The sequence below is a fragment of the Kitasatospora sp. NPDC091207 genome, from assembly GCF_044768625.1.
Taxonomy (GTDB): domain Bacteria; phylum Actinomycetota; class Actinomycetes; order Streptomycetales; family Streptomycetaceae; genus Kitasatospora.
Window position 1 is genome coordinate 121,377 of the sequence record NZ_JBIVVS010000015.1, and the last position, 16,096, is coordinate 137,472.

A 16,096-nucleotide genomic window follows, 5' to 3' on the forward strand; every position below is an offset into this window, starting at 1 on the left:
CGTCAATTCCTCACCGGGGGGGTTGGGCAGACCGTGAAGGCGTGGGGGGTTCAGGAGATTCCGAGCTCGTCGTTGATGAAGTCCAGGACCTCATCGGCCGAGGCGGACTCCAACTGCTCGGCCACCGTGGACTCTTCCGTCTGCTCGACTCCGTTGAACTTCGCCACCAACCCCTGAAGGCGGAGCACGATGCTGGATTTCTTGGACTCGTCGGACAGCAGTCCGGCGATCAGTGACTCGATGTCCTCGATCTTCGCGTTCACGATCGAGAGCGCGTCGTCGGTGGTGCCGAGTTCGCCGTGCAGGAAGCGGGCCAGCGCGAGCGGGGCCGGGTAGTCGAACACCACGGTCGCGGCCAGCTTCAGGCCGGTCGCCTCGCGGAGCCGGTTGCGCAGCTCCACCGAGGTCAGCGAGTCGAAGCCGGCGTCCTTGAACGCCGTCTCCGGTCCGACCTGGTCCGGCCCGGCGTGACCGAGCACGGTCGCCACCTGGCCGCGGACCAGGTCCAGCAGCAGGGCCTCCTGGGCGGCCGGTGCCAGGCCGGCGAGGCGACGGGTCAGCCCGCCGCTGTCACCGGCCGCGGTGCGTGCCAACTGCCGTCCGGCGCGGACCAGTCCGCGCAGCAGCGGCTGGGCCGTGCGGCCGGCGGCCGCGTCGGCCCGCAGCGAGCGCAGGTCCAGCTTGATCGGCACCACCAGCGCCGTGTCGGTCCGCAGGGCCGCGTCGAACAGCCGCATGCCCTCGGCCGGGCCGATCGGCAGGACCCCGCCACGGCTCATCCGGGCCTGGTCGGCGGCGCCCAGGTGGGCGGTCATGCCGCTGATCTGCTCCCAGAGGCCCCAGGCGAGGGACGTGCCGGGCAGGCCCGCCGCCCGGCGCCGGTGGGCCAGCGCGTCGAGGAAGGCGTTGGCCGCCGCGTAGTTGCCCTGGCCGGCGGAGCCGAACAGGCCGGACGCGGAGGAGAACACCGCGAACGTGGTGAGGTCGAGGTCGCGGGTGAGCTCGTCCAGGTGGCTCACGGCGGTCACCTTCGGACCGAACACGTAGGCCAGCCGCTCGGGCGTCAGCGCGCCGATCACCCCGTCGTCCAGGACGCCGGCGGTGTGCACGACGCCGGTCAGCGGATGCTCGGCCGGCACCGCCGCCAGCAGCGCCGCGACCGCCTCCCGGTCGGTCACGTCGCAGGCGGTGACCGTCACCGCCGCCCCGAGACCGGCCAGTTCGGCCACCAGCTCGGTCGCGCCCGCCGCCCGCACCCCGCGCCGGCTGGCCAGCACCAGGTGCCGGACGCCGTGCTCGGTGACCAGGTGCCGCGCCAGCAGTGCGCCGAGGGAACCCGTCCCACCGGTGACCAGGACGGTCCCGTCGGGGCGGAACGCCTCCGGTGCCTCCGTACCCGGCCGGGCCTGGGCCCGGACCAGGCGCGGCACGGACAGCGCCGCCGCCCGGACCGCGACCTGCGGCTCACCGCCGGCCAGGACGGCGCCGAGCACGGTGCCGAAGGAGTCCTCGGTGTCCGGGTCGAGGTCGAGCAGGACGATCCGGTCGGGGTTCTCGGCCTGGGCGGTGCGCAGCAGACCCCACACCGCCGCTCCGGCCAGGTCGGTGACGTCGGCGTCGGGCCCGGCCGGCACCGCGCCCCGGGTGACCACCACGAGCCGCGCGTCCTCGAAGGCCTCGTCGGCCAGCCAGGCCTGGACGACCTCCAGTGCCGTTCCGGTCAGGGCGGCCACCTGGTCGGCGCCGCCGGTGCCCTGGGCCTCCAGGACGGCGACGGCGGGTGCCTCGCCGGCCAGCGCGGCCACGTCCTCGCCGCCGGTGACCGACACCCAGGACGGCACCGGGCCGGCTGCCGCCGGTGCCGGGGGCAGCGCGCTCCACTCCAGGCGGAACAGCGCGTCGCGGCCCTCGTCGGCCGCCGCCGCGGTGTCCAGCTGCTCGACGTCCACCGGCCGGAAGGTCACCGAGTCGACCGTGAGGACGGCGCCGCCGGCCTCGTCGACGGCGGTCAGCGCCAGCTTGTCGGGCCCCTGCGGGGCGATCCGGACCCTGATCGCCCCGGCGCCGGCGGCGTGCAGCACCAGCCCGTTCCAGGCGAACGGCAGCACGTTGTGGCCGTCCTCCGGCTGGGCGAACGCCTGCGTGTGCAGGGCCGCGTCGAGCAGCGCCGGGTGGATGCCGAAGCGGGTGGCCTCGTCGCGCCGCTCGTCCGGCAGGACGACCTCGGCGAACAGTTCCTCGTCGCGCCGCCAGACCGCCCGCAGGCCCTGGAAGGCCGGGCCGTAGGCGTAGCCGTGCCGGGCGAGGTCGTCGTAGAACCCGGCGACGTCGAGGCCGACGGGCTCCGCGCCGGCCGGCGGCCAGACGGTGGCGTCGAAGCCGGGCGTCGCCGCGACGTCGGCCGGAGCCGTCGTCAGGGTGCCGGCCGCGTGCCTGGTCCAGGCGCCCGGGCCGATCTCGCCGGCCGCGTCCTCGCGGGCCGAGTAGACGGCGACGGTGCGCGTGCCGTGCTCGTCGGGGCCGCCGACGGCGACCTGGACCCGGACGCCGCCGTGCTCGGGCACCACCAGCGGGGCCTCGATGACGAGTTCGTCCAGCGCGCCGGCGGCCACCACGTCACCGGCCCGGACGGCCAGCTCCACCAGACCGGTGCCGGGCACCAGGACGACGCCGCCGACGGCGTGGTCGGCCAGCCAGGCGTGGGTGCGCAGCGAGAGCCGGGAGGTGCAGAGCACCCCGCCGGTCTCGGGCACCTCCACCACCGCGCCGAGCAGCGGGTGGTCGGCCGTGACCTGGCCGAGCGAGACCGCGTCGGTGGCCTGGGTGGTCTGCAGCCAGTAGTGCCGGTGGTCGAAGGCGTAGGTGGGCAGCTCCAGGTGGGCGCTGCCGGCGCCGGCGGGCAGGGTCGCGGCCCAATCCACCGCGACGCCCCGGACGAAGAGTTCGGCCACCGAGGTGAGCAGGGTGTGCGCCTCGGGGCGGCCGTCGCGCAGCGCGGCGACGCAGAGCGCGTCCTCGCCGGCGGACTCCGCGACCACTCCGCTGAGCGCGGCACCCGGGCCCAGCTCGACGAACAGCGCGCCACCGAGTTCGGCGGCCGCGGTGATCCCGTCGGCGAACCGGACCGGGCGGCGTACATGGTCCACCCAGTAGGCGGGATCGGCGAGTTGACCCGGCTCGGCCACCCGGCCGGTGACGTTGGAGACGACCGGGAACCGCGCCTCGCCCCAGGTCACCTCGCCGAGCACGGCGGCGAACTCGGCCAGCATCGGCTCCATCAGCGCCGAGTGGAAGGCGTGCGAGACCGCCAGCCGCTTGACCTTACGACCCTGCTCCTTCAGGCTCTCGGCCGCCTTCAGCACGGCCGCCTCCTCCCCGGAGAGCACCACCGAGGACGGACCGTTCACCGCCGCCAAGTCGACGCCATCGCCCAGGAATTCGGCGACCTCTGCCTCCGTCGCCGCCACCGCCACCATCGCGCCACCGGATGGCAGCGCCTGCATCAGCCGGCCCCGCGCGGCCACCACGGCCGCCGCGTCCGCCAGCGACAGCACACCCGCGACATGCGCGGCCGTGATCTCACCGATCGAATGCCCCAGCACCGCGTCCGGCCGCACGCCCCAGGACTCCACCAGCCGGAACAACGCCGTCTCCACCGCGAACAAGCCGGCCTGGGTGAACACCGTCTGGCCGAGATCGCCCGCCGTACCGAACACGACATCCTTGACCGAGTGCTCCACCCGGCCCGCCAACCCCGCGTCCAACGCCGCACACGCCGCGTCGAACGCCTCGGCGAACACCGGATACCGCTCCGCCAACTCCCGGCCCATCCCCACCCGCTGCGAACCCTGCCCCGGGAAGACGAACACCGTGCGGTCCGCGTCGGACACCGTGCCGGTCACCACCCCGGCCGCGGCCTCCCCGCGCGCCGGCGCGGCCAGCCCCGCCAGCGCCTCCTCCGTGGAACCCGCCAGCACCACCGCGCGCTCGGAGAGCAGCGCCCGCTGCGACAGCAACGCGGCGGCGACGTCCGGCGCCCCGGCCCCGGAGGTCTCCACGAAGGCGGTCAGCCGCCCGGCCTGGCCGGCCAGCGAGCCCGCGCTCTTCGCGGACAGCACCAGCGGCACCAGGGCGTCGGGGGCGGTCACGACCGCCTGCTCCGCCTCGGCCTCGACCGGCGCCTGCTCCAGGATCAGGTGCGCGTTGGTGCCGCTGACACCGAACGCGGACACCCCGCCGCGGCGGGGGCGGCCGGTCTCCGGCCACGCCCGCGCCTCGGTCAGCAGCTCGACCGCGCCGGCCTCCCAGTCCACCTCGGTCGAGGGCGACTCGACGTGCAGGGTGGGCGGCAGCACCCCGTGCCGCAGCGACTCCACCATCTTGATCACGCCCGCGACACCAGCGGCGGCCTGCGCGTGCCCCAGGTTGGACTTGACGGACCCGAGCCAGAGCGGACGCCCCGGCTCCCGGTCCTGGCCGTAGGTGGCCAGCAGCGCCTGTGCCTCGATCGGGTCACCGAGCACCGTGCCGGTGCCGTGCGCCTCGACCGCGTCCACCTCGACGGTGGACAGGCCCGCGTTGGCCAGGGCCTTGCGGATCACCCGCTGCTGCGAGGGGCCGTTGGGCGCGGTCAGACCGTTGGACGCGCCGTCCTGGTTCACCGCACTGCCACGCACCACCGCGAGCACCGGGTGCCCCTTGCGGCGCGCCTCGGAAAGCCGCTCCAGCACCACCACACCCGCGCCCTCGGCCCAGCCGGTGCCGTCGGCCGTCGAGGAGAAGGCCTTGCAGCGGCCGTCGGGCGAGAGCGCCTGCTGGCGGGAGAACTCCACGAAGGTGTGCGGGTTGGCCAGGACGGTCGCGCCGCCGGCGAGTGCCATCGAGCACTCGCCCTGCCGCAGCGCCTGCGCGGCCAGGTGGATCGCCACCAGCGAGGAGGAGCACGCCGTGTCGACGGTGACCGCCGGGCCCTCGAAGCCGAACACGTAGGAGACGCGGCCCGAGGCCACGCTGCCGGCGGAACCCGTCGCGGTGAAGCCGCTCAGCTCCGGCGGGATCTCGCCGCCGAACCCGTAGCCCTGGCTCATCACGCCGGAGAAGACGCCGACGTCGGTGCCCTTCAGCGCCGCCGGGTCGATGCCCGCGCGCTCCAGCGCCTCCCAGGACGCCTCCAGCAGCAGCCGCTGCTGCGGGTCCATCGCCAGCGCCTCACGCGGCGAGATCCCGAAGAACCCGGCGTCGAACAGCCCGGCCTCGTGCAGGAAGCCGCCCCGGTCGACGTAGGAGGTGCCGACCCGGCCGGGGTCGGCGTCGAACAGGCCGTCCAGGTCCCAGCCGCGGTCCTCCGGGAACGGGGAGAGGGCTTCCCGGCCGTCGGCGACCAACCGCCACAGGTCGTCCGGGCTCGCCACGCCGCCGGGCAGCCGGCAGGCCATCCCGACGATCGCGATCGGCTCGTCCGGGTCGGCGACCAGCACGGTCGGCGCCGCCGATCCGGCCGCGGCGGCGACGTGGCCGAACGCGCCGTGCAGGTGGCGGGCCAGGGCGAGCGGGGTCGGGTAGTCGAAGACCACGGTGGTGGGCAGGTTGAGACCGGTCGCCTCGCGTACCCGGTTGCGCAGTTCGACGGAGGTCAGCGAGTCGAAGCCGGCGTCCTTGAACGCCTTCTCCGCCTTGACGTTGTCCGCCCCGGCGTGGCCGAGGACGGTCGCCACCTGGCCGCGGACCAGCTCCAGCAGCAGGGCCTCCTGCTCGGCCGCCGACAGCCCGGCCAGCCGGTCCGCCAGCCCGCCGCCGCCGCGCTGCGCGGCGGCGGCCCGCACGGCCTGCCGGCCGGCCCGGACCAGACCCCGCATCAGCGGCTGGACGGCGCCGCCGGAGGCCGCGTCGGCGCGGGCGGCCCGCAGGTCGAGCTTGATCGGCACCACCAGGGCCCGGTCGGCGTTCAGGGCCGCGTCGAACAGGGCCAGGCCCTCGGCCGGGGTCAGCGCCAGGACGCCGCCGCGGCTCATCCGTGCCTGGTCGACCTCGCTCAGGTGCGCGGTCAGACCGGTGCTCTGCTCCCACAGGCCCCAGGCCAGCGAGACACCCGGCAGGCCGGCCGCGCGACGGCCGGCCATCAGGCCGTCCAGGTAGGCGTTGGCCGCCGCGTAGCTGCCCTGGCCGGCCGAGCCGAACAGGCCGGCGGCGGAGGAGAACACCGCGAACGTGGTCAGTCCGAGCTCACGGGTGAGCTCGTCCAGGTGCCGCACGGCGGTCACCTTGGGCGCGAAGACGCCCGCGATCCGCTCCGGCGTCAGCGCGCCGATCACCCCGTCGTCCAGCACACCGGCGGTGTGCACGACCCCGGTCAGCGGGTGCTCGGCCGGCACGGTGGCCAGCAGCGCCGCCACCGCGTCGCGGTCGGCGACGTCGCAGGCGGTGACCGTCACCGCCGCGCCCAGCCCGGCCAGTTCGGCCGCCAGCTCGGGCGCGCCCGCCGCCTCGGCCCCGCGCCGGCTGACCAGCACCAGGTGCCGGACGCCGTGCTCGGTGACCAGGTGACGGGCCACCAGGGCGCCCAGCGAGCCGGTGCCGCCGGTGACCAGGACGGTGCCCTCCGGGCGGAACGCCGGGTCGGTGCCGGTCGCGTCGCCGCCGGTGGCCCGGACGAGCCGCGGCGCGGACAGCACGCCGCCGCGCACGGCGACCTGCGGTTCGCCGCCGGCGAGCAGGGCGGCGAGCAGCGGTTCGACGTCCGTGCCGGAGGTGACGTCGGTGGCCGTGTCGGTGTCGAGCAGGACGATCCGGTCCGGGTTCTCCGCCTGGGCGGCGCGGATCAGGCCCCAGACCGCGGCGCCGGCCGGGTCGGTCACCGCGGCGTCGCCGCCGGCCGGCACCGCGCCGCGGGTCACCAGCACCAGCCGGGATTCCTCCAGGCTCGGTGCGGCCAGCCAGGTCTGGACGAGCTCCAGGATCCGGTTGGTCAGCGCCAGGGCGTCGCCGCGCCGGCCGACCGCCTCGACCAGCGCGACCACCGGGGTGGTGACGTTGTCGGCGAGGATCTGCACCTCGTCGGCGTGGAACAGCGGCACCCACGGCGGCAGCGCCTCGCCTCCGGCGGGCGCCGCGGGCAGTTCGGCCCACTCGACCCGGAAGAGCGAGTCGGGTCCGGCGTCCGCCGAGGCGGCCGCGAGCTGCTCGGCGGAGACCGGCAGGAAGGAGAGCGCGTCCAGCGTCAGGACCGGGCCGCCGGTCTCGTCGGCGGCCTCCAGCGACAGCCCGCCCTGGTCGGACGGCGCGAGCCGCACCCGCAGCGCCGAGGCGCCGGCGGCGTGCAGCGTGAGGCCGGTCCACTCGGCCGGCTGCCACAGCCGCGGTCCGCCCACGCTCTCGTCCGCGACGGCGGCGTGCCGCAGGCCGGACTGGAGGGCGGCGTCCAGGAGCGCCGGGTGGATGCCGAAGCGGCCGGCGTCGGGGCGCTGCTCCTCGGGCAGGACGACCTCGGCGAAGACCTCCTCGCCGCGCCGCCAGAGCCCTCGGACGCCCTGGAAGGCCGGGCCGAAGGCGTAGCCGAGGCGGAGCAGGTCGTCGTACAGCTCGTCGGCGCCCGCCTGCCGGGCACCGGTGGGCGGCCAGACGACGAGGTCGGCGTGGGCCTCGGTACGGGCCGCCGTCGCCGCGGCGAGCCGGCCGGTGGCGTGCCTGGTCCAGGCGTCGGCGCCGGTGTCGTCGGCGGCGTCCTCGCGGGTCGCGTAGATGTCGACGCTGCGGGCACCGGTCTCGTCGGGGCCACCGACGGTGACCTGGACCCGGACGCCGCCCTGTTCGGGCAGCACCAGCGGGGTCTCGACGACCAGCTCGTCGAGGGTGCCGCAGCCGACCTCGTCGCCGGCCCGGACGGCCAGCTCCACCAGCGCGGAGCCGGGCACCGGCACGGCGCCGCCGACGACGTGGTCGGCCAGCCAGGGGTGCGTGCGCAGCGAGAGCCGGGAGGTGAAGGCCAGCCCGTCCGACTGCGGCAGCCGGACGACGGCGCCGATCAGCGGGTGGTCGACGGAGGCCTGGCCGAGCGAGGCCGCGTCGGTGGCCGGCGCCGTCCGCAGCCAGTAGTGCCGGTGGTCGAAGGCATAGGTCGGCAGGTCGACGGGGGCGGTGCCGGTGGGCAGCACGCCCGTCCAGTCCACGGCGACGCCCCGGACGAAGAGTTCGGCCATCGAGGTCAGCAGCCGGCGCGGGCCGCCCTCGTCCCGCCGCAGCGAACCGGTGACCACGGCCGACACCTCGGCGGCGTCCACGATCTCGCTGACCGGCTGGACCAGCACCGGGTGGGCACTGGACTCCACGAACACGGTGTGACCCTCGCTCAGCAGCGCGGCGACGGCGGGGCCGAAGCGGACCTGGCCGCGCAGGTTGCGGTACCAGTAGCCGCCGTCCAGCACCCCGGCCTCGTCGACCCACGCGCCGGTGACGGTGGAGAAGAACGGCACCAGCGGGGCCTGGCTGCGGATGTCCGCGAAGGCCTCGGCGAGGGTCCCCTCGATCGCCTCGACGTGCCGGGTGTGGGAGGCGTAGTCCACCGCCACCCGACGCACCCGGACCCCGTCGGCGGCCAACGCGTCCAGCGCCTCGGTCAGCGCCTCGGCGTCACCGGCCACCACCACGGAGGACGGGCCGTTGACGGCCGCCACCTCCACCCGGTCCGCCCAACGCTCCAGCCTCGCGACGGCCTCGGCCTCGGAGAGGGCGACGGAGGCCATGCCGCCGAGGCCGGCCAGCTGCCCGGCGATCACCTGGCTGCGCACCGCCACGATCCGGGCCGCGTCCTCCAGGGAGAGCGCGCCCGCCACGCAGGCCGCCGCGATCTCGCCCTGCGAGTGGCCGACCACCGCGTCCGGAACGACACCCACCGACGCCCAGACGGCGGCCAGACCGACCATCACGGCGAAACTCGCCGGCTGCAGCACATCGACGCGCTCCAGCAGCTCGGCCGGGGCCTCACCCCGCAGCACCTCGACCAGCGACCAGTCCACCCACGGCTCCAACGCCGCCGCACACGCGGCGACCCGCTCCGCGAACACCGGCGAGGAATCCAGCAGCTCACGCCCCATCCCGGCCCACTGCGAACCCTGCCCCGGGAACACCAGCACCGACCGGCCCGCCCCGGCCGACCCGAGCGAACCACCGGTCACCAGCGCGGGAGCGGACTCGCCCCGGGCCAGTGCGGCCAGCGCGGCCAGGGCCTCGTCCGTCGAACCGGCCACCACCACCGCGCGCTCGGAGAGCAGCGCCCGCCGGGAGACCAGGGCGGCCGCCGTACCGGCCGGCGTCGCCGCGTCCGCAGCGTCGAGGAAGGCCGCCAGCCGCTCGGCCTGGCCGGCCAGCGAAGCCGACGAGGCTGCCGACACCACCAGCGGCACCACCTCGGCGCCCGGCAGCAGCTCGCCCGCCTCGGGCTCGGGCGCCACCGCCTCGGCGGACTCCTCCAGGATCAGGTGCGCGTTGGTGCCGCTGATGCCGAAGGAGGAGATCCCGGCCCGGCGCGGCCGGCCACCGCCGGCCCAGTCGCGCGGCTCGGTCAGCAGCTCCACCGCGCCGGCCGTCCAGTCCACCTGCGGCGTCGGCTCGGTCACGTTCAGCGTGGCGGGCAGCACGCCGTGCCGCAGCGCCTGGACCATCTTGATGACGGCGGCGACACCGGCGGCGGCCTGGGTGTGGCCGATGTTGGACTTCAGCGAGCCCAGCCAGAGCGGACGCTCCGGGTCGCGGTCCCGGCCGTAGGTGGCCAGCAGGGCCTGCGCCTCGATCGGGTCACCCAGTGCCGTCCCGGTGCCGTGCGCCTCCACCGCGTCGATGTCGGAGGCGTCCAGGCCCGCGTTGGCCAGGGCCTTGCGGATCACCCGCTGCTGCGAGGGGCCGTTGGGGGCGGTCAGGCCGTTGGAGGCGCCGTCCTGGTTCACCGCGCTGCCCCGCAGCACGGCGAGCACCTGGTGCCCGTTGCGCCGTGCCTCGGAGAGCCGCTCCAGCACCACGATGCCCACGCCCTCGGACAGGATGGTGCCGTCGGCGCCCGCCGAGAACGCCTTGACCCGGCCGTCGGCCGCCAGGCCGCGCTGACGCGACATGCCGAGCACGCCGACCGGCGAGCCCATCACGGCGACGCCGCCGGCCAGGGCCAGCGAGCACTCGCCCGACCGCAGCGCCTGCGCGGCCAGGTGGATCGCCACCAGCGAGGAGGAGCACGCCGTGTCGACCGTCACCGCCGGACCCTCGAACCCGAACACGTAGGAGACCCGGCCCGAGGCCACGCTGCCCGCGGTCGCGGTGGTCACGAAGCCTTCGAGCTCGGCGGGCATGCTGGTGAGCGACTCGACGTAGTCGTGGATGGAGACACCGGAGAAGACGCCGATGTTGCCGCCGCGCGCCGTGCCGGGATTGATCCCGGCGCGCTCCATGGCCTCCCAGGACGCCTCCAGCAGCAGCCGCTGCTGCGGGTCCATGGCGAGCGCCTCACGCGGCGAGATGCCGAAGAACTCGGCGTCGAACTTCCCCGCGCCTTGCAGGAATCCGCCCTTGTGCACGTAGGAGGTGCCGGGCGTCGACGCGTCGTCGTCGAAGAGCTCGTCCAGGTTCCAGCCGCGGTCGTCCGGGAAGCCCACCATCCCGTCGCGCCCCTCGTGCACCAGGCGCCACAGGCCCTCGGGGTCGAGGACGCCGCCGGGCAGCCGGCAGGCCATCCCGACGATCGCGATCGGCTCGTCCGGGTCGGCCGCGACCACGGTGGGGACGGCGGCGGCGCCGGCCGCCGTGTCGCCGAGTTCCTCGCGCAGGAAGCGGGCGAGCGCCACCGGCGTGGGGTAGTCGAAGATGAGGGTGGCGGGCAGCTTGACCCCGGTCGCGGCGCTCAGCCGGTTGCGGAGCTCGACCGCGGTGAGCGAGTCGAAGCCGATGTCGCTGAAGCCGCGGGTGCCCTGGGCCAGTTCCTGGCCGTTGAAGCCGAGCACGGCGGTGGCCTCGGCCTGGACGATGCCCAGCAGGATGCTCTCCTGCTCGGCCTCGGACTTCCCCGCGAGGCGGCGGACCAGCCCGCTGCCGTCACCGGCGGCGGCCCGCGCCACCCGGCGCCCGCTCCGCACCAGGCTGCGCAGCATGTGCGGGACGGCGCCGCCGGACGCGGTGTCGGAGCGCAGCGCCCGCAGGTCGAGCTTGATCGGGACGAGCAGCGCCTGCTCGGCGTGCAGTCCGGTGTCGAAGTGGGCCAGGCCCTCGGCCGGGGTCAGCGCCAGGACGCCGCCGCGGCTCATCCGTGCCTGGTCGACCTCGCTCAGGTGCGCGGTCAGACCGGTGCTCTGCTCCCACAGGCCCCAGGCCAGCGAGACACCGGGCAGGCCGCTCGCGCGACGACGGGTCATCACGGCGTCGAGGTAGGCGTTGGCCGCCGCGTAGCTGCCCTGGCCGGCCGAGCCGAGCAGCGCGGCGGCGGACGAGAAGACCACGAACGCCCGCAGTTCCGGGGCGAGTTCGCGGACCAGCTGGTCCAGGTGGCGCACCGCGGTCGCCTTGGGCGCGAAGACCCCGGCGATCCGCTCCGGGGTCAGCGCGCCGATCACCCCGTCGTCCAGGATGCCGGCCAGGTGCACGACGCCGGTCAGCGGGTGCTCGGCCGGGACGGCGGTCAGCAGGGCGGCGACCGCCGCACGGTCGGCGACGTCGCTCGCGACGACGGACACCGAGGCCCCGAGCCCGGCCAGTTCGGCGGCCAGGTCGCCGGCGCCCTCGGCGTCGGGACCTCGGCGGCCGGCCAGGACGAGATGGCGCACGCCGTGCCGGGTGACCAGGTGGCGGGCCACCACGGCGCCCAGCGAGCCGGTGCCGCCGGTGACCAGGACGGTGCCCTCCGGGTCGAAGGCCACGGGGGCGTCGGCCGCGTCGGCACCGCCGGCCGCCGGGGCGGCGTCGGCACGCACCAGTCGGGAGGCGGACAGCACGGTGCCGCGCACCGCGACCTGCGGCTCACCCGAGGCCAGCACCGCCCCGAGGACCGGGCCCGCCCCGGTGGCGGCGGCGGGGTCCAGGTCGACCAGGACGATCCGGTCCGGGTTCTCCGCCTGGGCCGCGCGGACCAGGCCCCAGACGGCGGCGCCGGCCGGGTCGGTCACCGCGGCGTCGCCGCCGGCCGGCACCGCGCCCCGGGTCGCCACGACCAGCCGGGCGTCGGCCAGGCCCGGTGCGGCCGTCCAGGCCTGGATCGCGGCCAGCACCCGGCAGGTCAGTGCCAGCGGGTCGGCGTCGGCGTCGTCCCCGCTCGCGTCGAGGACGGCGACCGGCGGGACGCTCTCGCGGTCGGCGAGCGCGGCCACGTCCTCCGGGCCGGACAACGGGGCCCAGACCGGCGCGGCCGTGGCGCCCTCGGGCGCGGGCAGCTGGGTCCACTCCACCCGGAACAGCGAGTCCCGGCCGTCCTGGCCCGCCGCGCTGCCCAACTGCTCGGCGGAGACCGGCAGGGAGACCAGCGAGTCCATCGTCAGGACCAGCTCGCCGGCCTCGTCGGCGGCCTGGAAGGACAGCGCGTCGGTGCCCCGGGGGGCGACCCGCACCCGCAGCGCGGAGGCGCCCAGGGCGTGCAGGACCAGCCCGTTCCAGGCGAACGGCAGCACATTGCGGCCGTCCTCCGGGTTGGTGAACGCGTTGGTGTGCAGGGCGGCGTCCAGCAGGGCCGGGTGGATGCCGAACCTGTCGGCGTTCTCCCGGTGGTCCGCGGGCAGCACGGCCTCGGCGAAGAGCTCCTCGCCGCGCCGCCAGACCGCCCGCAGGCCCTGGAACGCCGGGCCGTAGGAGTAGCCGCGGACGACCAGGTCGGTGTAGAAGTCGTCGATCTCCACCGGCTCGGCACCGGCCGGGGGCCAGGCGGTGAAGTCCACGGCGGGCGTGCCGCTGCCGCTCGGGGCGGTGGCCGAGAGCAGACCGGTGGCGTGCCGGGTCCACTCGCCGTCGCCGTCCTCACCGGCGGCGTCCTCACGCAGGGAGTAGACGTCCACGGTGCGGGAGCCGGTCGGGCCGGGGCCGCCGACGGCGACCTGCACCCGGACGCCGCCCTGCTCGGGCAGCACCAGCGGGGCCTCGATGATCAGCTCTTCGAGGATGCCGCAGCCGAACTCGTCGCCCGCGCGCACCGCCAGGTCGACGTAGACCGTGCCGGGGACGATCACCACGCCCTGCATCGCGTGGTCGGCGAGCCAGGGATGGGTGCGCAGCGACAGGCGGGAGGTGAACACCAGCCCGTCGGACTGCGGCAGCCGCACCACGGCGCCGAGCAGCGGGTGGTCGGTGCCGGTGAGGCCCAGCGAGGCGGCGTCGGTGGCCGACCCGGTCATGTGGAGCCAGTAGTGCTGGTGGTCGAACGCGTAGGTCGGCAGGTCGACGGGGGCGGTGCCGGTGGGCAGCACGCCCGTCCAGTCCACGGCGACGCCCCGGACGAAGAGTTCCGCGATCGAGGTGAGCAGGCGGCGCGGGCCGCCCTCGTCGCGGCGCAGCGAACCGGTGACCACGGCCGACGCGTCGGCGGCGTCCACGATCTCGCTGATCGGCTGGACCAGGACGGGGTGGGCACTGGACTCGACGAAGACGGTGTGCCCTTCGCTCAGCAGCGCGGCGACGGCGGGGCCGAAGCGGACCTGGCCGCGCAGGTTGCGGTACCAGTAGCCGCCGTCCAGCACCCCGGCCTCGCCGATCCACTCGCCCGTGACGGTGGAGAAGAACGGGATCTGCGGGGCCTGGCCGCGGATGTCCGCGAAGGCCTCGGCGAGGGTCTCCTGGATCGCCTCGACGTGCCGGGAGTGCGAGGCGTAGTCCACGGCGATCCGCCGCACCCGCACGCCCTGGTCCTCCAGGGAGTCCAGCACCTCGTCGAGGGCCTCGGCGTCACCGGCGACCACCACGGACCTCGGGCCGTTGACGGCCGCGACCTCCACGCGGTCGGCCCAGCGCTCCAGCCGCTCGACGGCGTCGCTCTCGGAGAGCGCCACCGAGGCCATCCCGCCGCGCCCGGCGAGGCTGCCGGCGATCACCTGGCTGCGCACCGCGACGATCCGCGCCGCGTCCTCCAGGGAGAGCGCGCCGGCCACGCAGGCCGCCGCGATCTCGCCCTGCGAGTGACCGACCACCGCGTCCGGGACGACACCCACCGAGGCCCAGACGGCGGCCAGACCGACCATCACCGCGAAGCTCGCCGGCTGCAGCACGTCCACCCGCTCCAGCAGTTCGGCGGGGGCCTCACCGCGCAGCACCTCGACCAGCGACCAGTCCACCCAGCGCTCCAGCGCGGCGGCGCACTCCGCCACCCGCGCGGCGAACACCGGGGAGGAGTCCAGCAGTTCACGCCCCATGCCGACCCACTGCGAACCCTGCCCCGGGAACACCAGGACGAGCTTGCCCGCCCCGCCCGACATCCCGGTCACCAGACCGGGGGCCGACTCCCCGCGCGCCAGCGCCCCCAGCCCCGCCAGCGCCTCGTCCGGCGAACCCGCCACCACCACCGCGCGCTCACCGAGCACCGCGCGCCCGGTGGCCAGCGTCCCCGCCACGTCGGCGAGGGGGACCGCCCGCGAGGCGTCGAGGAAGGAGACCAGCCGCTCGGCCTGGCCGGCCAGCGACCCCGCCGAGGCGGCGGAGACCACCAGCGGCACCACCACGTCGGGCGCGGCCCCGAGGGCGGCCGGCTCCTCCTCGGGCACCTGCTCCAGGATCAGGTGCGCGTTGGTCCCGCTCGCGCCGAAGGAGGACACCCCGGCCCGGCGCGGCCGGTCGTTCTCCGGCCACTCCCGGGACGCCGTCAGCAGCTCCACCGCGCCGGCGGTCCAGTCCACCTGCGGGGTGGGCGCGTCGATGTGCCGGGTGGCCGGCATCACGCCGTGCCGCAGCGCCTGCACCATGTTGATCACACCGGCGACGCCGGAGGCGGCCTGGGTGTGGCCGATCACCGACTTGACCGAGCCCAGCCGCAGCGGGCGGTCGGCCGGGCGGTCCTGGCCGTAGGTGGCCAGCAGCGCCTGCGCCTCGATCGGGTCACCGAGGACGGTGCCGGTGCCGTGGCCCTCGACCATGTCGATGTCGGCCGCGGACAGGTTGGCGCTGTCCAGCGCCTTGCGGATGACCCGCTGCTGCGCCGGTCCGTTGGGCGCGGTCAGACCGTTGGAGGCGCCGTCCTGGTTGAGCGCGGAGCCCCGGATGACCGCCAGCACGCGGTGACCGAGCTCCCGGGCCCGGGAGAGCTTCTCCAGCAGGACGACGCCCGCGCCCTCGGCCCAGCTGGAGCCGTCGGCACAGGCGGCGTAGGACTTGCAGCGGCCGTCGAAGGCCAGGCCGCGCTGGCGGGCGAAGCCCACGAACCCGCCCGGGGTGGCCATCACGGTCGCGCCGCCGGCCAGCGCCATCGAGCACTCGCCGCGGCGCAGTGCCTGGGCGGCCAGGTGGATGGCGACCAGCGACGAGGAGCACATGGTGTCGACGGTGACCGCCGGGCCCTCCAGCCCGAGGGAATAGGCGACGCGGCCGGAGGCGACGCCGCCGGCGGTGCCCAGGGCCCGCTCCAGGCTGAGGAAGCCCTCGTAGCCGCTGAGGTCCGGGGCGTAGTCCTGGTGCACGATGCCGGCGAAGACGCCGATGTCGGTGCCCCGGACGGAGTGCGGGGCGATGCCGGCCCGCTCCAGCGCCTCCCAGGACACCTCCAGCAGCTGCCGCTGCTGCGGGTCCATGGCGAGCGCCTCGCGCGGCGAGATGCCGAAGAACCCGGCGTCGAACTGGCCCGCGTCGTGCAGGAAGGCGCCTTCGCGCACATAGGTGGTGCCGGGGTTGTCCGGGTCCGGGTGGTACAGGCCTTCGAGGTCCCAGCCGCGGTCCTCGGGGAAGGCGGTGTACACGTCGGTGCCGTCGGTGACGACCCGCCAGAGGTCCTCGGGGGTGCGGATCCCGCCCGCGTAGCGGCAGGCCATCGACACGATGGCGATGGGCTCGGCGGGGGCTTCGAGGAGCTTCTGGTTCTCCTGCTGGAGCCGCGCGTTCTCCTTCAGCGAGGCACGAAGTGCGTTGACGATCTGCTCGTCCGGCGTCGTCATGTTCC

The 16,096-nt window shown here is 75.8% G+C and carries 1 protein-coding gene; it reads right to left on the reverse strand.

What is annotated here, in order from left to right:
* Nucleotides 1-50 precede the first annotated feature (50 nt).
* Nucleotides 51-16,091, reverse strand: a complete 16,041-nt coding sequence (locus ACIQTO_RS24030; RefSeq protein ID WP_402391546.1) for a type I polyketide synthase — start codon at nucleotides 16,089-16,091, stop codon at nucleotides 51-53.
* Between the last annotated feature and the right edge of the window lie 5 nt (nucleotides 16,092-16,096).

What these genes read in the sequence shown, in the direction of transcription:
- ACIQTO_RS24030 (WP_402391546.1), bottom strand. Translation starts at nt 16,091, where the DNA reads ATGACGACGCCGGACGAGCAGATCGTCAACGCACTTCGTGCCTCGCTG.